The 16,961-nt window shown below is 68.6% G+C and carries 21 protein-coding genes; 11 read left to right on the plus strand and 10 right to left on the minus strand.

What is annotated here, in order from left to right:
* Window position 1: 1 nt before the first annotated feature.
* On the minus strand, window positions 2-1,198 hold the full coding sequence (locus L6E10_RS23215; RefSeq protein WP_236221640.1) for a PI-PLC domain-containing protein: 1,197 nt from the start codon (window positions 1,196-1,198) through the stop codon (window positions 2-4).
* A 500-nt stretch (window positions 1,199-1,698) separates the two neighbouring features.
* Between L6E10_RS23215 and L6E10_RS23220 the strand changes: the two genes are divergently transcribed.
* Window positions 1,699-2,445 (plus strand): hypothetical protein, encoded by a 747-nt coding sequence (locus tag L6E10_RS23220; RefSeq protein WP_236221641.1) that lies wholly within the window; start codon window positions 1,699-1,701, stop codon window positions 2,443-2,445.
* 487 nt (window positions 2,446-2,932) lie between these two features.
* Here the strand turns inward: L6E10_RS23220 and L6E10_RS23225 are convergent, their stop codons facing one another.
* Entirely contained in the window at window positions 2,933-3,136 is a 204-nt protein-coding gene (locus L6E10_RS23225) for a cold-shock protein (RefSeq protein ID WP_090098440.1), read from the minus strand.
* A gap of 140 nt (window positions 3,137-3,276) precedes the next feature.
* On the opposite strand from L6E10_RS23225, the gene L6E10_RS23230 reads away from it, so the two are divergent.
* From L6E10_RS23230 to L6E10_RS23255, 6 genes are all read left to right on the plus strand, one after another.
* Window positions 3,277-4,377, plus strand: a complete 1,101-nt coding sequence (locus tag L6E10_RS23230) for an acyl-CoA dehydrogenase family protein (RefSeq protein WP_236221642.1) — start codon at window positions 3,277-3,279, stop codon at window positions 4,375-4,377.
* Window positions 4,377-5,378, plus strand: a complete 1,002-nt coding sequence (locus L6E10_RS23235; RefSeq protein ID WP_236221643.1) for a s-methyl-5-thioribose-1-phosphate isomerase — start codon at window positions 4,377-4,379, stop codon at window positions 5,376-5,378. Before L6E10_RS23230 ends, L6E10_RS23235 begins: the two co-directional genes overlap by 1 nt.
* Complete coding sequence (gene mtnC / locus L6E10_RS23240; protein ID WP_236221644.1) at window positions 5,375-6,031, plus strand: acireductone synthase; 657 nt, start codon at window positions 5,375-5,377, stop codon at window positions 6,029-6,031. Before L6E10_RS23235 ends, mtnC begins: the two co-directional genes overlap by 4 nt.
* A complete protein-coding gene (gene mtnB / locus L6E10_RS23245; RefSeq protein ID WP_236221645.1) occupies window positions 6,028-6,624 on the plus strand; it encodes a methylthioribulose 1-phosphate dehydratase in 597 nt (198 codons plus the stop codon). Before mtnC ends, mtnB begins: the two co-directional genes overlap by 4 nt.
* Complete coding sequence (locus L6E10_RS23250; protein WP_236221646.1) at window positions 6,621-7,184, plus strand: acireductone dioxygenase; 564 nt, start codon at window positions 6,621-6,623, stop codon at window positions 7,182-7,184. The genes mtnB and L6E10_RS23250 overlap by 4 nt, the downstream gene beginning before the upstream one ends.
* Before the next feature lie 111 nt (window positions 7,185-7,295).
* Window positions 7,296-7,973, plus strand: a complete 678-nt coding sequence (locus L6E10_RS23255) for a polysaccharide lyase family 7 protein (protein ID WP_236221647.1) — start codon at window positions 7,296-7,298, stop codon at window positions 7,971-7,973.
* Here L6E10_RS23255 and L6E10_RS23260 read toward each other — a convergent pair.
* The gene (locus L6E10_RS23260; protein ID WP_236221648.1) at window positions 7,958-8,446 is read right to left on the minus strand and encodes a GNAT family N-acetyltransferase; all 489 of its coding nucleotides are present in this window, start codon (window positions 8,444-8,446) and stop codon (window positions 7,958-7,960) included. The two genes, L6E10_RS23255 and L6E10_RS23260, sit on opposite strands and share 16 nt — an antisense overlap.
* A 23-nt stretch (window positions 8,447-8,469) precedes the next feature.
* On the opposite strand from L6E10_RS23260, the gene L6E10_RS23265 reads away from it, so the two are divergent.
* The 4 genes from L6E10_RS23265 to L6E10_RS40915 all read left to right on the plus strand — a co-directional run bounded on the left by L6E10_RS23265 (window position 8,470) and on the right by L6E10_RS40915 (window position 10,772).
* Window positions 8,470-9,405, plus strand: a complete 936-nt coding sequence (locus tag L6E10_RS23265) for an asparaginase (RefSeq protein ID WP_236221649.1) — start codon at window positions 8,470-8,472, stop codon at window positions 9,403-9,405.
* Between the two features lie 61 nt (window positions 9,406-9,466).
* Window positions 9,467-10,312: a helix-turn-helix domain-containing protein gene (locus L6E10_RS23270; protein ID WP_374237331.1), complete on the plus strand. Its 846-nt coding sequence runs from the start codon at window positions 9,467-9,469 to the stop codon at window positions 10,310-10,312.
* A complete protein-coding gene (locus tag L6E10_RS23275; protein ID WP_236221651.1) occupies window positions 10,287-10,460 on the plus strand; it encodes a DUF397 domain-containing protein in 174 nt (57 codons plus the stop codon). Before L6E10_RS23270 ends, L6E10_RS23275 begins: the two co-directional genes overlap by 26 nt.
* 201 nt (window positions 10,461-10,661) lie before the next feature.
* Entirely contained in the window at window positions 10,662-10,772 is a 111-nt protein-coding gene (locus L6E10_RS40915; protein ID WP_236221652.1) for a DUF397 domain-containing protein, read from the plus strand.
* Here L6E10_RS40915 and L6E10_RS23285 read toward each other — a convergent pair.
* From L6E10_RS23285 to L6E10_RS23315, 7 genes are all read right to left on the minus strand, one after another.
* Complete coding sequence (locus L6E10_RS23285; protein ID WP_236221653.1) at window positions 10,759-11,304, minus strand: radical SAM protein; 546 nt, start codon at window positions 11,302-11,304, stop codon at window positions 10,759-10,761. The genes L6E10_RS40915 and L6E10_RS23285 overlap by 14 nt on opposite strands.
* Before the next feature lie 72 nt (window positions 11,305-11,376).
* The gene (locus L6E10_RS23290; protein ID WP_236221654.1) at window positions 11,377-12,033 is read right to left on the minus strand and encodes a response regulator transcription factor; all 657 of its coding nucleotides are present in this window, start codon (window positions 12,031-12,033) and stop codon (window positions 11,377-11,379) included.
* Complete coding sequence (locus L6E10_RS23295) at window positions 12,033-13,907, minus strand: sensor histidine kinase (protein ID WP_236221655.1); 1,875 nt, start codon at window positions 13,905-13,907, stop codon at window positions 12,033-12,035. Before L6E10_RS23295 ends, L6E10_RS23290 begins: the two co-directional genes overlap by 1 nt.
* The gene (locus L6E10_RS23300; protein ID WP_090098420.1) at window positions 13,886-14,110 is read right to left on the minus strand and encodes a hypothetical protein; all 225 of its coding nucleotides are present in this window, start codon (window positions 14,108-14,110) and stop codon (window positions 13,886-13,888) included. The genes L6E10_RS23295 and L6E10_RS23300 overlap by 22 nt, the downstream gene beginning before the upstream one ends.
* A 119-nt stretch (window positions 14,111-14,229) precedes the next feature.
* On the minus strand, window positions 14,230-15,219 hold the full coding sequence (locus tag L6E10_RS23305; protein ID WP_090098419.1) for a zinc-dependent alcohol dehydrogenase family protein: 990 nt from the start codon (window positions 15,217-15,219) through the stop codon (window positions 14,230-14,232).
* Complete coding sequence (locus L6E10_RS23310) at window positions 15,216-16,031, minus strand: carbohydrate ABC transporter permease (RefSeq protein ID WP_090098417.1); 816 nt, start codon at window positions 16,029-16,031, stop codon at window positions 15,216-15,218. Before L6E10_RS23310 ends, L6E10_RS23305 begins: the two co-directional genes overlap by 4 nt.
* Window positions 16,028-16,960, minus strand: coding sequence for a carbohydrate ABC transporter permease (locus tag L6E10_RS23315; RefSeq protein ID WP_236221656.1), 933 nt, complete (start codon window positions 16,958-16,960; stop codon window positions 16,028-16,030). Before L6E10_RS23315 ends, L6E10_RS23310 begins: the two co-directional genes overlap by 4 nt.
* Between the last annotated feature and the right edge of the window lies 1 nt (window position 16,961).

A 16,961-nucleotide genomic window follows, 5' to 3' on the forward strand; every position in this document is an offset into this window, starting at 1 on the left:
GCTACGGCCTGTATACGTATGAGTTGAGCGTGCTCACGGCCCCCTGGGCGTTGCCGAGGTGGTAGAGGTCGACCGCGAGGAAGTTCGGCTTCTTCCTCGCCGCGGGCTGGCAGAACTGCTGGGCGCGGTTCACGAGCTTGCTGTTGTCCGTCGTGGCGGTGCTGCTGAACGGAACGTCGCGGAAGTGGTTCATGACGAACAACGGCTGGAAGCTCCCGGTCGCCGTGAGCGGTTTCTCATCCCATCGGCTGTAGCAGGACCAGTCGGAACTGCCGAGCCCGGAGCCCATCGACCAGTAGTTCTCGACGGTCCAGTCCTTCTGGTATAGCACGCCGCTGTCCTCGCGCCCGTCCTTCGCGTGGTCGGTGAAGATGATCAGCCGCTTGCCGCTGTCCACCATCTGGCTGCGCGTGGGCCAGCCGTTGCGCTGCACACCCTCCGCCCGGTACAGGACGTCACCGAGCCCCTGCACCTTGCGCAGCTCGGCCCTGAGCGTGTTCGCGTCGACGTAGTCCTCCAGGAAGACCGTGACGATCTCGCCGCGGTTGTTCTTCAGGAAGTCCACGATCCGCTGGACGTCCACGTTCAGCGCCACCGGCTTGCTCACCAGCGTGCAGCTGTTGTGGCACAGGATCGCGCCGTCCGGCGTCTGGTGGATGTCGAGCATGAAACCCCGGACGCCGTCGCCGAGCTGCTGCACGATGCCGCGCGTCTGGTTCTTGGCGAGGTTGACGAACGGAGGCGCGAACCCGCCGTCCACCCCGTTCGCGTAGGCGTTGTGGGCGGTCAGGAACGTCATCTGGTCGAGCCGGGGGTCCTGCGGCATCGGAGACGTCTGGTTCTGCACCGGCGTCAGGTACCAGCGCGTCTCGCCACCGAGGCCGAAGAACTCCCACTGGTCACCGAACTGCCGGAACTCGTGAACTGCGTCCGCCTGCGCACACGAACCCATGGTGAGCTGGCGGGTGATGCACTGACCCGGCGAGTCGGTGTTCTCGAACCTCCCGTCGCCCAGCCGCCATTGCTGGTGGTCCTCGTTGCCCTTCGGGCGGTGCAGCGCGAGCCCGGTGCCGCTCTGGGCGATGTTGAGCCCGGTCTTGACACCGGTGACGTAGAACGTGCCCGACGGAGCCGCTTGCGCGGTGGCGGGCACCAGGGGAAGCAGCAGCAGGGCCGCGACAGCAGGGAGGTATCGCATGGTGACCAGAGTCACCTACGCCAGTGAAACATGAAAAGCCTTCAGGCGTGTGGACGTTTAACACTGTGGGTATCTCACGCGGCGTAAAGCCCTCTTACGAGGTAGAACAACTCCACGGCAGCCGTCGCCCGACCGAAGGGTTAGGGCCGGTACTCGGGCGCCGCCTTCACAAGCCGCGCAGGGTTCGACTCCCTCGGTTGCCACTTGTCGCCGGCCGTCGATCCCGCGGCGGGAAGTGGAGGCGTCGCGGCCGACGGGCTGCGGCGCCCGCTTCGTTCCCGGGCCACCTCGCGGCTCGCCTCACCTCGGCGGTCACCAACCCCGCTCAAGGCCCCGATCGGCCTTGCGAGTGAAGTTCTCGCGTCTGGACATGAGTCCGATAACGCCACTCCTTCCTCCTCCGACTGCTCAGTACAGGACGACTGGGCGTTGCCTGGTCGCCTTGCGCATGTCGCTCGGGAAGGGGACAGGTGGCGGACCGGGGGAGCAGGACGCGGTGGTTGGGTTACGTCATCTCCGGTGCCGCGCTCGCCGCGGCCGTGGTGCACGTCGTGTGGCCTTCAGCCAAGATCGACGCCACCACCGTGCTGTTGCTCGGCCTCGCACTGGTGCCCTGGCTGGGCAATCTGCTCGAGAGCCTCGAGTTGCCGGGCGGGCTGAAGTTGCAGTACCGCGAGCTTGAGGAACGGGTGGAGCAGGTCGAGACAGAGGGCAAGGCGAGCATCGACGACGCCTCCAGCGTCGCCCAGGCTGCCCTCGGTGCTGCCCGGCTGGGTAGCGCCGTGCAGCACCGCCAACCGGCCGGCAACCTTCCCGACCTGGACGAACTGGTCCTCGAGATGCGGCGCCTCCGGCAGTTGCCGTACTCGGAGAGTCGAACGGACATCAGGGACCAGGTCTTCGGCGCGATGATCGTCGTCGCCGGCCGGGAACCGGGTTTCGACATAGGTGCGGCGTTGCGGGACGACGACCCGGACCGCCGGTTGGCGGGGTACGCAGGGCTGCACGGCAAGCCCGATGCCGAACTCGTCGAAGCCGTGGTCGACGTGCTCGCCCGTGAACAGAGCGCGTTCAACCAGTACTGGGCGATCAAGGCGTTGCGCGTGCTCACCGGACTCGCCAACCCGTCGGAGGTCACGCCGAAGCTGGCCGCGGTCTTGAAGCGCCTGCGCGAGATGGTCCCGACGGGAAGCTCGCGTGCTCACGAGGTCGACCTGCTGTCCCGGTCGCTGGGGCTTGCGACCTGAGCGAGGCCACGTTCAGACCGGTGCGTCCTCGCCGAACGACGCCCCGACACCCCACCCGGTCCGCTTCGCCCCATCACGTCGTTCAACTCCCGGTTGGCCACCCCGGGATACCGCGCCCGGCCTCCACCGCCGATGCTCGACCGCCGCAGCCCGCAGCCCGCAGCCCGCACCGCAGCCCCGTCACCGCTCCCGGCGAGAAGGCGCCACGTGCCCGGGCCCGGTCACCCGACGACCCGCCGGCAGCCCCCGGTTCTCGACACCGAGCGGTCGCGCCAGGACCGACGAGCGGACGACACCCGCACCACGAAGAGACGCGACGACACGCATGACAGGACCAGCCTTCCGAGAAGTCGTGGCACCCCGGACGAAGTGCTGTGATCACCATGACAGGCAGGTCTGACAATTTTCGGCAACCGCAGGTCAGGGGCGGTTGAAGACGCCAAAGGGCCCGCCCGGCGCACAGCCGGACGGGCCCCGGAGAGCGGAATCAGAGCGCGCGGACAGCCTGCGCCTGCGGTCCCTTCTGACCCTGGCCGATCTCGAACTCCACGCGCTGCTGCTCCTCCAGCGACTTGAAGCCGTTGCCCTGGATCTGCGAGTAGTGCACGAAGACGTCCGGACCACCGCCGTCCTGCGCGATGAATCCGAAGCCCTTCTCGCCGTTGAACCACTTGACAGTGCCCTGCGCCATACCGATTGCTCCCTAGATGTTGGTGCCCCCGCCGAGCGGGGTGCGCGGGCAGTCTGCCAGTGGACAGGTCCTCCCACATCGTGGTTAGCCCGGTGGTGTGAAGAAGTAAGTTGGACCGGGTACCGCTGAGAGGAGCAGGGATGACGAACTGGCTGGACGTCGCGCACGAGGTTGCGGCGACGCTCAGGTCCGACGCCGCGGACAGGGACCGGGCCAACCAGCCACCCGCCAAAGAGGTGGAACTGCTCCGGCAGAGCGGTCTGCTCAACGTCGACGACTGGGCGACCCAGCAGCGGGTGACCAGGGTCGTCGGTGCCGCCGACGCCAACGCCGGACACCTCCTCGGGTACCACTACCTGCAGATCTGGCGCAGCGGCCTGTTCGACGTCCCGTTCGGCAGGGACCGCGACCAGTTCTGGGCGGGCGTCAGCAACCCCCTCGACGCGGCCCTCGAGCTCACGCCCGCCGAGAACGGCTACAGGCTCAACGGGCGCAAGACGTTCGCCACCGGCGCGGCCGTGGCCGACCGGCTCGTGGTCAGCGCGACCCGCGCGGACAACGGCGACAAGCTCACGTTCCTGCTCGACGGCAAGGCCGGCGGAATCACCTACCTGGACGACTGGGACAACATCGGCCAGCGCCTCACGGCGTCCGGTGGCGTCGCCTTCGAGGACGTCGCGGTCACGGAGGTCCTCGGCGTGCAGCCCGCGGGGGAGGACCCGCGCCTCAGCCTCGCCGCCCTCGGCTTCCAGCTCGTGCTCGCCCAGCTCTACGTGGCCATCGCGGAGGGCGCGCTCGCGGAGGCCGCCGACTACACCCGCACCAAGACCCGCCCGTGGTTCGTCAGCGGTGTCGACGCCGCCACCGAGGACCCGTACATCGTCGCCGCGTACGGCGAGATGGTGTCGCACACCAGGGCCGCCGGGCTGCTCGCCGACGAGGCCGCCCGCCGGCTGCACGAGGCCAGCGAGTTCGGCCGCCACCTCACCCCGGCGAAGCGGGCCGAGGTCGCCGTGACGATCTCCGAGGCGAAGGTCGTCAGCACCAAGCTCGTCAACGAGGTCACCAGCCGCATCTTCGAGCAGGTCGGCGCGCGCGGAACGGCCGCCAAGCACGGCGTGGACCGCTTCTGGCGCAACGCGCGCACGCTCACGCTGCACGACCCTGTCGTCTACAAGGCACGCGAGGTCGGCGAGTACTTCCTGACCGGCGCGCGCCCCGCCTACACCGGGTACAGCTGATGCGGCCGGTCCTCGCGGACTCCGTCAGGCTCACCGACGACGGCGTCCTGATCCTCGACCGCCGGCAGTTCCCGTTCGAGCGGAACTGGGTGCTGTGCCGGACGGCCGAGGACGTCGCGCGGGCCGTCGAGGACATGGTCACCCAGTCCTCGGGCCCGTACTTCGCCGTGCTGCAGGCGATGGTGCTCAAGGCGCGGACCCTCGAAGGGAAGCCGTTCGAGGAAGCACGCGCCGAGCTCGGCAGGACCGCGCTGATGCTCGAGAACACCAGGCGCACCAACAACGCCCTGCGCAAGGCCACCGCGATCGTCCTGGAGCACGTGGACGCCGCCCGGGACGTCGCGCACGCCCTGCAAGGCGCGCAGGAGGGCGACCGCCGGTACCGCGCGAAGAGCCGGGCGCTGGGCGAGCACACCGCGAACCTGCTGGAGGACAACGACACGGTCATGACCCACTGCTGGGCCGACCTGTACCTGACGGAAACCGTCCGGGCGGCCCAGGAGCAGGGCAAGACGCTGCGGTTCTTCTGCACCGAGACCAGGCCGTACCTGCAGGGGGCGAGGCTCACCGCGGAGACGCTGGTCGAGATGGGCGTCGACACGACCCTCATCACGGACGGCATGGGCGCCGCGGTCCTGCAAAGCGGCGAGGTCGACGCGTTGGTCACGGCGGCCGATCGCGTCACCATGGACGGGCACGTCGTCAACAAGGTCGGCACACTGGGTCTCGCCGTCGCCGCCCACGCGTTCGGGGTGCCGTTCCACGCCCAGGTGCAGGCGCCGGACCACCTGGCGCCGACGACCGAGCACGTGGAGATCGAGTACCGCGACGGCGCGGAAGTGCTGCAGGTCCTCGGCAGGCCCAGCGCCACGCCGAGGGTGAAGGGGCTGTACCCGGCGTTCGACGTGACGCCGCCGCGCTTCGTCACGGACGTGGTGACGGACAGGGGCGTCTACCGCGCCGGAGAGCTGGACAAGTACTACGAGGGAGAACAGCGGTGAGCAAGTGGGTCGTGCTCGACATCGAGGGCACGCTGAGCGCGACGGACCAGGTGCTGGTCGTCCTCTACGACTACGCGCGCCCGCGGCTCGGGCCGTGGATCGAGCAGCACGGTGACGACCCGGTGGTCGCCGACGCCGTGCGGCAGGTCAAGGAGCTGTCCGGCCACGACGACGTCGTCAAGGCGCTGCACGACTGGATGGACGCCGACCAGAAGGTCACGCCCCTCAAGACGTTGCAGGGCCTCATCTGGCAGCAGGGCTACGCGCAGGGCGACCTGGTCGCGGAGTTCTTCCCGGACGTCGTCCCGGCCATCCGCAAGTGGCACGACGACGGCGTGAAGCTCGCGATCTTCTCCAGCGGCTCGGTCGCGGGCCAGATCGCGTTCTTCCGGCACACCACCGACGGCGACCTGACGCCGTTGCTGGAGCACCACTTCGACACGGTCAACGCCGGCCCGAAGCGCGAAGCCGCGTCCTATCACAAGATCGCGGAAACGCTGCGGAGCGACGACATCACGTTCTACAGCGACGTCCCGGCCGAGCTGCACGCCGCGTCGGAGGCGGGCTGGAAGACGGTGGGCGTCGCGCGCGCGGGCGAGCCGTACGGCAACGCCGACTTCACGCCCCACCCGACGGTGTGGGAGCTTTCATGACCGCGGAGCTCGCGCGCGAGTGCGTCCGCTACGCGCAGATGGGCTGGATGCGCGGCACGAGCGGCAACCTCTCCGTTGTGCTGCAACGGGATCCGCTCCGCCTCGCCGTCACGGTCAGCGGCGTCGACAAGGGCGAGATCACCGCTGAGGACAGCGTCGTCATCGACGCCGACGGCAACGCCGTGGACAGCGCCAAGGTCCCGTCCGCCGAGGCCGGTCTGCACGCGCGGATCGCCCGCGTGGCCGGGGCGGGCGCCGTCGTGCACGTCCACGCCCTCGCCCCCGTCGTCGCGGCGGAGCACTGGCCGAACGGCGTGGTGCTCGAGGACCTGGAGATGCTCAAGGGGTTCGGCCGGTACGCCCACGAGGAGGTCGTGATCCCGGTCGTGAAGAACTCGCAGGACATGGCCGAACTGGGCGACGCCTTCGAGAAGGGCTTCGACCCGAAGGTTCCGGCGCTGCTCGTCGCACGTCACGGCGTGTACGTGTGGGGCGACGACCTGGTGCAGGCACGGCACCGCCTGGAATGCCTGGAGTGGCTGCTGCGCTTCAAGGTGGAGACACGGGACATCTTTACGGGGAGGCACTCATGACGCTGCTGACGGTGTGGCCGGAAACCGGCCCCGAGGAGACCGTCCTGCGCACCACCGACGCCGAGGAGATCACGACCACCCTCAAGGAACACGGCGTGCGCTTCAGCCGCTGGTCTGTTGTGGACGGTGTGACCGCCGAGAACGCCCTCCAGGTCTTCGAGAAGGAGATCGCCCGCGTCAGCGAGACCGAGGGCTACGGCTACGTCGACGCGATGGAGATGACCCCGGCCGACACCGACGAGTACCGCGCCAAGGCCGTCGAGTTCCGGAACAAGTTCCTCGCCGAGCACACGCACGACGACGACGAGGACCGCTACTTCGCCCGCGGCGCGGGCGTTTTCTACCTGCACATCGGCGACAAGGTGTACGCGGTGCTCTGCGAGGCGGGCGACCTGCTGAGCGTCCCGGCGAACACGACGCACTGGTTCGACATGGGCACCGAGCCCGACTACGTGTCGATCCGGTTCTTCCACGACGACGACGGGTGGATCGGCAACTTCACCGGTAGCGACATCGCCACGAAGTTCCCGACTTTCGACGAGCTCCGTTCAGGAATGTGAAAAGTTCGCCCACCTGAACATTGTTCCGGAATTTCCGGTAAGTGTTGATCCCTCCGCCTTCCTGCCCTCACAGTGGTGCAGACCACTTGTCGAAGGTCGGAGGGATTCACCGTGGAAACCCCTGCACTCCACACACGACGCTCCGTTCTGGCGCTTGCGCTGACCGCACCCCTGCTCGTGGCCCCGGCGGCTCAGGCCCTCGCTCAGCCGCCGTCCGCGCAGTGGGTCAGCGCCCCGTACACCTACACCGTGCAGAAGCCGTACAACCTCGCCACCAGCGCGCGCTACAAGTTCGAAGGCGGCGTGCACACCATGTGGGTCTACGACTACGACCAGCCGCACACCCAGGGCAGCCCGACTGATCCGCGCACCGAGCTGCGCTTCCACCAGGAGTACTCCAGCGGCTCACGCGCCTGGGAGGGCGAGATCTACGTCCCGTCCGGCGTCAGCGGCCCGACGGTCGTGCAGATCCTGCGCGGCAGCCGTCCGGACGGCACCCGCGCCACGGACGTCATGCTCAACGTCGCCGACATCGACGGCGGCACGTTGCGCAAGGACAGCAACCAGGTCATCGCCACCGGCATTTACAACAAATGGTTCAAGATCCGCGTGGAACACACCGCGGTCGCGGGTGGCCGGGGCACGGTGCGGACTTATTACAACGGTTCGCTGAAACTCACGCACCAGGACGAAGGTCCGGCGACGCGTTACTTCAAGAACGGCGTCTACCACCACGGCAGCGGTCGCGCGGAGGCCCGTTTCCGCAACATCACCTATTGGCGCCAGTGACATTGCTCGGCGCCGTAGGCCTCGTAGCGCTCGCCTTCGGTGAAGCCCAGCTTCGCCAAGAGGCGCATCGAGGCGACGTTCGCCGTTCGGGTGATGCTCGCGAGCGGCTCACCGGGGTGTGCGGCGGCGTACCAGTCAAGCGCCGCCGCACACGCCTCGTACGCGTAACCCTTGCCCCACGCGGACGGCAGGAACAGGTAGCCCAGCAACCGTTCCTCGTCCACCACGTCGAACGAGACCATGCCGATCATCGCGCCGTCCAGCGCGACGACGAAGAATCCGTGCCGCCGGCCCGGGATCGGGGGCGCCGTGCGGTCGACCTCGTCGCGCGGCTTCGAGCCACCGGTGTAGGTGCCCACCTCCGGCGACGAGAACAGGTCGAGGAACGCGTCCCGGTCGCGCGCCTCGGACTCGCGCAGCACGAGCCGTTCGGTTCGGATCGGCGCAGGTGGCCAGGCGGCGGGTCCGGTCATGACGTCCAACCTAGAGTGAGGTCATGAGCTCACAGGTGGCGGTGGCATCGCTCGGCGGCACGATCACGATGACGGGCTCCGGCGCGGTGTCGCCGACCCTGGGCGCCGGGGACCTCGTGCGGGGCTTGGAGGTGGGGGAGATCGCGACCCTGGCGACGGTCCCGGGCGCCTCGCTCACCTTCACCACCCTGCTGGAGGCCTTCGACTGGGCCGACGAGCAGGTCTCCGGAGGCGCCGCCGGTGTCGTCGTCGTCCAGGGCACCGACACCCTCGAAGAGACCGCGTACTTCTTCGACTGCCTGTGGCCGCACGACGAACCGGTCGTCGTCACCGGCGCCATGCGGAACCCCGGCCTCCCCGGCGCCGACGGCCCCGCCAACCTCGCCGCCGCCGTCGCGGTCGCGGCGGCACCCAACTCACGCGGCCGCGGCGCCCTGCTCGTCCTCAACGACGAGGTCCACGCCGCGCGCTGGGTCCGCAAGACGCACAGCAGCCTCCCCAACGCCTTCGAGTCGTTCCCCGGCCCCCTCGGACTCGTCGTCGAGGGCTCGCCGCGGTACTTCCACCCCGCGCACAGGCTGACCGCGCTGCCGCGACCTCTCGACGCACCGGCGGTTCCGCTCATCGAGGCCACTGTGGACGACGACGGCTCGATCCTCGACTGGCTCAACGTCGGGGGAACCGTCGTCGCCGCCACCGGCGTCGGCCACGTGTCGGCCGGCATGGCGGAGGCCATCTCACGAGCCCGGTTCCCGGTGGTGGTGGCGACGCGGACGGGCGCGGGCACGACGTTCCGCGACACCTACGGCTTCGTCGGGTCCGAGTCGGACCTGATCAAGCGCGGCGCCGTGATGGCCGGCTGGCTATGTCCCCGCAAGGCACGCGTGCTGCTGCGTCTCGCCCTCGGCGCTATGGCGCCTATCGAGGACGTTTTCGCTGCTCGCGGCGGCATTTTCTAGCTTGTTTTCACCCGAATGAGCCAGTGGTGTGGATCGAATCCAAGCCCTACCGTCGAAGGGCATGACCGCCACCATCTCCACCCCGTACAGCCGGTGCCTGGGCGACGAACTGCGCCGGGTCCGCGAGTCGTGCACCTCGTTCACCGGCCGTGCGATGGCCGTCCAGCTCGGCTGGGACCCGAGCAAGGTGTCCGACATCGAGCTCGGCAAGGCCCGCGCGAGCGAGATCGACCTCGTCCAGTACCTGGCGACGTGCGGCAAGGACATCGACTTCGTCAACGAGTTCCGCAGCCGCTACTACAACGCCTTCGACCGGTTCTTCGCTCAGGTGCCGGACGAACTGCGCACACTCGCGATGACCGAGGCAATGGCCACGAAGATCATCAGCCTGGACATCATGACGGTGCCCGGTCTTGTGCAGGTCGAGGGCTACACGCGGGAGTTGTTCGTCGACTCGCACATCGAAGCGCCGGAGGACATCGAGAAGTTCGTCCGGGCGCGTATGGAGCGACAGGCGATCTTGAGGCGGCCGAATCGCCCGGAGTGCTTGTTCTACGTGCACGAGCTGGCGCTGCGGATGCCGCTGGGCAGCGCCTCACTCCGTGAAGACCAGTACCTGCGTCTCCTCTTCAACACCCACATCCTCCGCGTGGTGCCTGCGCACATGACCGCGTTCCGTTCGCCGTGTGTGTTGTACGAGTTCGAGAAGGCATCATCGGTCGTGTACTGCGAGACCGACATGGCGAAGGTGTTCGCGCAGGACAACACCGCCGTCGCGCGGGCGAAGCGGCTCTTTCAGCGGCTGGATGCCGTTGCCCTGGATGAGGAACAATCGCGGAGCAAGCTGATGGAGTGCATCAGTGGCCTGCGAGAGGACTCAGATGTTCCAGGAACGGACTTGGCGTAAGAGCAGCTACAGCGGCGGCAGCGGCTCCGGCAATTGCGTGGAGGTGTCGCTGGCCCAGGACGTCCTCGTCCGCGACACGAAGAACGCGAGCGGTGACGTTCTCGCGTTCTCCACCCCTGCCTGGCGCGCCCTGCTCAACTCGCTCTGACCACCGAGGTGTTCGCGGTCTCGACCGTCACCCGTACGGTCTGAGGCGCGAGCGGCTGTCCGGGAGCGTCAGCACGCTGCGTGTATTCGCAGGACAGCACGGCTGTCGCGCGAACCAGGAGGATTCGAAAGGATTCCCATGACGGCGGACCGGACCTGGTGTAAGAGCAGCTACAGCAACGGCGGCACCGCAGAGAGCTGCGTGGAGGTGTCGCTGGCCCAGGACGTCCTCGTCCGCGACACGAAGAACGCGAGCGGTGACGTTCTCGCGTTCTCCACCCCTGCCTGGCGCGCTCTGCTCAGCTCGCTCTGACCACCGAGGTGTTCGCGGTCTCGACCGTCACCCGTACGGTCTGAGGCGCGAGCGACTGCAGGTACTGCGCGTGGTCCGGCCCGATCGTGTCGCTGAACGCGATGAACGAGAGGTGCGGCAGTTCGAACGCGGTCGTGGCGCAGAAGTCCTCGAGCCGGTCGAAGCCGCGCCGGATGCCGGTGGCGTCGAGGCCGAACGCGGCGTGCCGGTCGAGCTTGGCGGCGCCGACGTCGAGCAGGTGCAGGGCGTGCATGGCGTGGGCGAACGCCATCGCGCACACCTCGATGCGCACGCACGACTCCAACAGCGTCCGCACCATCGACGGGTGCAGCGACTTGCCGGACGTGCGCAGGACGAGGTCGATTCCGGCTTCGCGGAACAGTGCGGCGATCTCGAACAGGCCGGGCACGCCGAGCGGCTCGCCGCCGCCCAGCGTGACGGTCTCCGGGCGCATCGAGATGAGCGCTTGGGCGACGTGCAGCATTCGGTCGTGGCTGAGCCGCGCGTGTGCGACGTCCCAGGTGATGTCCATCGGGCCCCCTTCGGCGGATACGCCGATCCCACCGGGGGTCTTGTCCCGCCGTCAGGTGACCGTTGTCCCGACTTACCGGGGACTTCCGAGTCCCGCCTCGCGGGCGCGCACGATGGCCTGCGCCCGGTCGGCCACCTGGAGCTTCGTGAAGATCGCCGACACGCGGTTGCGGACGGTCTTGCCGGAGAGGTGCAGCTTGTGCGCGATGGACGGGTTGTCGAGGCCGGACGCCATCAGCTTCAGGACTTCCCGCTCCCGGTCGGTGAGCTGGGGGAACGCCACGACCTCCGAGGAGGAGATCGCGGTGAAGTAGCCCATCATGCGTTGCGCGATGGTGGCGCTGAAGATCGCCTCTCCGGCTCCTATGGCCTGCACCGCGCGCACGATCTCGTCGTCGTCCGTGGTCTTCACGAGATACCCGCGCGCACCGGCCTTCATGGCCGCGAAGACGAGCTCGTCGTCCTCGTGCATCGTCAGGACGAGGACACCGACGCCGGGCAGGGCCGCCTGGATCCGCTTGGCCGCCTCGACGCCGCCGAGGACGGGCATGTGCAGGTCCATCACGACGACGTCCGGCTCCAGGTCGAGGACGACGCGCACGGCCTCCTGCCCGTCCGCGGCGTCGCCGACGACGGAGATGCCGTCCTCGCCGTCCAGCAACGCCTTCAGACCGCGCCGGAACACCGGGTGGTCGTCGGCGATGACAACGCGAGTCGCTGTGCCTGCCACTACTGGGCCTCCAACGGGATCCGCGCCACCACCCGCGTCCCTCGGGGGTGAGCGGGTCCCACTGTGCACGATCCACCCAGTTCCGCGCAGCGTTCTCGCATCGAGTCGAGGCCGACACCCGGCTTGGAGTCCGCCGCGACGCCGCGTCCGTCGTCCACGACCTCCACGACCAGGTCGCCGTCGGTCCGCACGCTGATCGTGCAGGTCGACGCTCCGGAGTGGCGTGCGGTGTTGGTCAGCGCCTCCGCGACGATCCGGTAGGCGGCGACCTCGACGGCGGCCGACAGCCCGTCGAGCTGCTCGGCGTCGACCTCGACCAGCAGGTCGCCGCGGAAGCGCGCGGCCTCGTCCCGCACGGCCAGCGCCAGGCCCTGGTCGAGGATCGGCGGTCGCAGGCCGTCCACGAGCCGGCGCACCTCGACGGCGGTCGTGTCGACGTCGGCCAGCACGGGGTCGAGCACGTCGCCCAGCGAGCGGCGCAACGCCTTGAGCTGCAACCGGATGCCGACCAGTGCCGGTCCGACGCCGTCGTGCAGGTCGCGTCGCAACCGCAGCCGTTCCTCTTCGCGCGCCCGCACCAGCCGTTCGCGCGCGAGCTGCAGGTCGGCGGTCAGCCTGATCGACTGCGCGGCGGGAGCGGTGGAGCGGGCGAGGTCGCCGAGCAGGGTCAGCTCCCGGTCGCTGAGGCGCTCGTCCGGTGCGCGCGGCTCGACGACGAGGTCGCAGACGTGCGAGCCCCGGTAGGTCATGGGGAAGCGGAGCTGCGGCCACCCGCGGCTGCGCCCGTGCTCGGCCAGCACCGACGAACCGCGGATCGCCACGTACGGCAGCTTCAGCGACTCGGCGACGGTCTGCGCGACCGTCGGCAGCACGTCCTGCGACCGTTCGAGCTTCTCGCTCAAAGTCGACAAAGCGCCATAGGGGTCGGAGCGCTCACCGAACAACCACCGGTCGAGCTTGCGCTGCACCCAGCTGCGGATCGGCGCGAACACCAGACCCGCCGCCACTACCCCGACGACCTCGGCGTCGTCGGTGAGCAGCGCGCCCGCCGCGACCATCACGCCGAGGTAGACGAGAAGCAGGACGACCGTCAACGAGCCGTAGAGCAACGACCGGTGGATGAGCAGGCTGATGTCGTACAGGCCGTACCGCACGATGGCGATCACCGCGGCAGCAGGGAACGCCAGCACACCGATGATCCAGGCGACGTGCCCGTCCGTCGTCTCCACAACGGTCGCCACGACGGCCAACACCAGCAGCGCGAACGCCCAGACGAGCAGGCGTCGTTCGTCCCCCTCGGCCCGCCGCCAGCGGAGGAACAACGACGCCACGGCCGCGACCACCGACAGGCCGGCCGCGAGCACCGCGATCTTCGTGATCGTCTTCGCGAGCCCGTCCCCGCTCAGCTGCCAGAACTCGGCGGGGTTGCCCCACGACGCCCACGCGATCGTGATGGTTCCGACGAGAGTGCTGAACAGCGACGCGCCGATGGCGATCCACCAGCGGTTGCTCAGCGGCTTGCCGTTCGGGAACACCAGCGCCACCGCGGGCAGCAACGAGTACGTGGGCCACCAGATCCACGCTTCGAGCCAGCGGGCGGGGTGGTTCTCCGGCTGACCGGCGGCCGCGACGGCGATGGCGCCGAACACGCCCATGACCAGCAACAGCCACCCGACCGGTGACCTGCGGACGTGACCGATCACCCGCACCCCGAGCAGGGTGCAGGCGACCGCGACCAGCCAGTTCCGCGGATGTGAGACGGCACCGGTGACCGCAGCGAGCGCGACGGCGTAGAGCACGCCGGCGGCCACCAGGGCGCCGATGACGCGAGCGAGGGTGACCTCGCGCCGCGTCAGTCGCTGAGCCAGTGCCACAGGTTGTGGAACGGAGATCCGGCGTCCAGCGTGGAGAGACCTCCCGGCCAGCCCTGGAACGTCATGATGCGGTGGCGCAGCTGCTCGACGGACACCGGTTCGGCGGCCTTGTGGACGTGGTCGAAATCGACGTCCCCAGGCTGCGGGTTCATCGCCCGCGCCTGAAGCTCCGCGTACCACGCGAGGAGCTCTTCGTCGGACATGTGCGAAAAGTACGGCGGTACTACTTTCTGCCCGGACTTCGACATGTCTGGAAGGAGTCGTGGGCACTCGTCTGGATACACGAGTGCCCACGAACTCCGGCGGACTTCCTACGACGGACTCAGGGCAGGACCTGGATCTTGCGGCCCTTGCCCGCCTTGAACTGGTCCAACGCTCCCGCGTAGTCGTCCAGCGGCACCCTGTCGCTGATGAACACCTCGGGGTCGAGCACCCCGGTCGCGAAGAGGTCCGCCGCCCGTTCGAACGAGTGCAGCACCGCCATCGAGCCGGTGATGGTGATCTCCTGGTTGTAGATCTTGTACGGCTCGATGGTCACGCGCGCGGAGTAGTCCGAGACGCCGAACTGGAGGAACGTGCCGCCCTTGGCGACGCGCCCGAGACCGTCCTGGATGGCCTTCTCGTTGCCGGTCGCGTCGATGACGACGTCCCAGCCCTGCGGCCGGTCGAGCTCGTCCGGCGTCGCCGCCACGGCCGTGACGCCGAGCTGCTTCGCCGTCTCCAGCCGCTCCGGGTTGAGGTCGACGACCTCGATCGACGACGCGCCGGTCAGCTTGCCGAGCTGCAGCATCATCAGGCCCATCGTGCCCGAGCCGTAGATCAGCACCCGCGACGCCATTTGCGAGCGCAGCACGTCGTAGCCGCGCACCGCGCACGACAGCGGCTCGATGAGCGCCGCGTCCTCGGTCCGCACGTGGTCCGGCAGCTTGACGCAGTTCGCCACCGGGGCCTTCGCGAACTCCGCCGCGCCACCGGAGGTCGTGACGCCGATGGCCGCCCAGCGCTCGCAGAGGTTGCTCCTGCCGGAACGGCACATCCGGCACTCGTGGCAGTACAGCGAGGGGTCGACGGCCACCCGGTCGCCCACGGCGACCTCGTTCACCTGCGAACCGATCTCGACGACCGTGCCGGCGAACTCGTGACCCGGCACGACCGGCAGGGTCGGCGCGAACTCGCCCTGCAGGATGTGCAGGTCCGTGCCGCACAGGCCGCAGGCCGCCACCTGGACGACGACCTCGCGAGGACCGCACGTGGGATCGTCCACAGTGGTCACTTCGACGGATCCGACGCCGGTGATCACTGCTGCTTTCACTTGACCGCTCCCAACGAAAGGCCCTGGACGAGCTTGTCCTGGGCGGCGAACCCGGCGATGAGCACCGGCAGAGAGACCACGACCGCCGCGGCGCAGACCTTGGCCAGGAAGAGGCCCTGCGACGTGACGAACCCGGTCAGGTACACGGGCGCGGTGCCGGCGACGACACCGGTGAGCACCCGTGCGAAGAGCAGCTCGTTCCAGCTGAAGATGAAGCAGATCAACGCCGTCGCCGCGATGCCGGGCATCGCGATCGGCGCCACCACCCGGCGCAGGATCGTGAGCAGACCCGCGCCGTCGATCGAGGCCGCCTCGAGGATCTCCTTCGGGACCTCGGACAGGAACGACCGCATGAGCCACACCGCGATCGGCAGGTTCATCGAGCAGTACAGCAGCGTGAGGAACGAGATGTTGTCGAGCATCCCGGAGAACTGCGCGATCAGGTAGATCGGCAGCAGCGCCGCGACGACGGGCATCATCTTGGTGGAGAGGAAGAAGAACAGGACGTCCGTCCACTTCTCCACCGGCTTGATCGACAACGCGTACGCGGCCGGGATCGCCAGCAGCAGCACGATGATCGTCGACCCGATCGAGGCGCTGAACGAGTTGATCAGCGGAGGCCACGCGCCGGAGTCGAAGAACTCCGCGTAGCCGTCGAGCGTCAGCGGCGCCGCGATCGACGGCGGGTTCGTGGCGGCGTCCGTCTCGCTGTGCAGCGAGGTCAGGAACATCCAGGCCACGGGCGCGAAGAACACGACGCCGGCGAGCCAGGCGAGGACACCCCAGCCGCGTCCGACCCACTTGGCGGTCATCGCTTCTCCTCCTTGAACAGCGAGGACACCACGCGCAGCGCGAACGTCGCGATGACCATCGAGCCCGCGACCACGATGACGCCGGCCGCGGAGGCCTCGCCGTACTCGTGGGCCTGGTAGAAGGTCTGGTAGATCATGTACGGCAGGTTCGCCGTGCCCAGACCACCGGACGTGATCGTGAAGACCGCGTCGAAGTTCTGCACGACGTAGATCGACCCGAGCAGACCGCCGAGCTCCAGGTACTGCCGCAGGTGCGGGAACGTCAGGTACCGGAAGACCTGGAACGACGACGCGCCGTCGATCGTGGCCGCCTCGACGGGTTCGACCGGCTTGGACTGCAGGCCCGCCAGCAGGATCAGCATCATGAACGGCGTCCACTGCCACACCAGCGACAGCACCACGGCGCTCATCGGCATGGTCGAGATCCAGTCCGGCTGGGCGTCGAAGCCCAGCCAGTTCAGGATTCCGTTGAACAGGCCGTACTCCGGGTTGTAGAGCACGTGCTTCCAGATCAGTGCCGCCGCGACCGGCACCACGAGGAACGGCGCGATGAGCATGGTGCGCACGAACCCGCGACCGGCGAACTTCTTGTCCAGCAGCAGCGCCAGGCCCAGCCCGAGGACCAGGCTGATGATCACGACCGACGCCGTGAGCACGATCGTGTTGACCACCGACGAACGCAGGTCGGGGTCGGTGAACACGTTGACGTAGTTGTCGAACCCGGCGAACCCGCGGTTGGTGGGGTCGAGCGAGTTCCACTTCATGAACGAGATGACGAGCGTCGCCACGAACGGCAGCTGCGTCACGATGATCAGGAAGATGAGGGCGGGCAGCAGCGGCGCCCGCCGGGCCCACTTCGAGTACCCCTTGCGGGGGACGGGGGGCGGCCGGTCGACGACCGACCGCTCCTCGCGCGTCAGGACGGCCATG

Source organism: Lentzea sp. CC55, from assembly GCF_021056325.1.
GTDB classification, from domain to species: domain Bacteria; phylum Actinomycetota; class Actinomycetes; order Mycobacteriales; family Pseudonocardiaceae; genus Lentzea; species Lentzea jiangxiensis.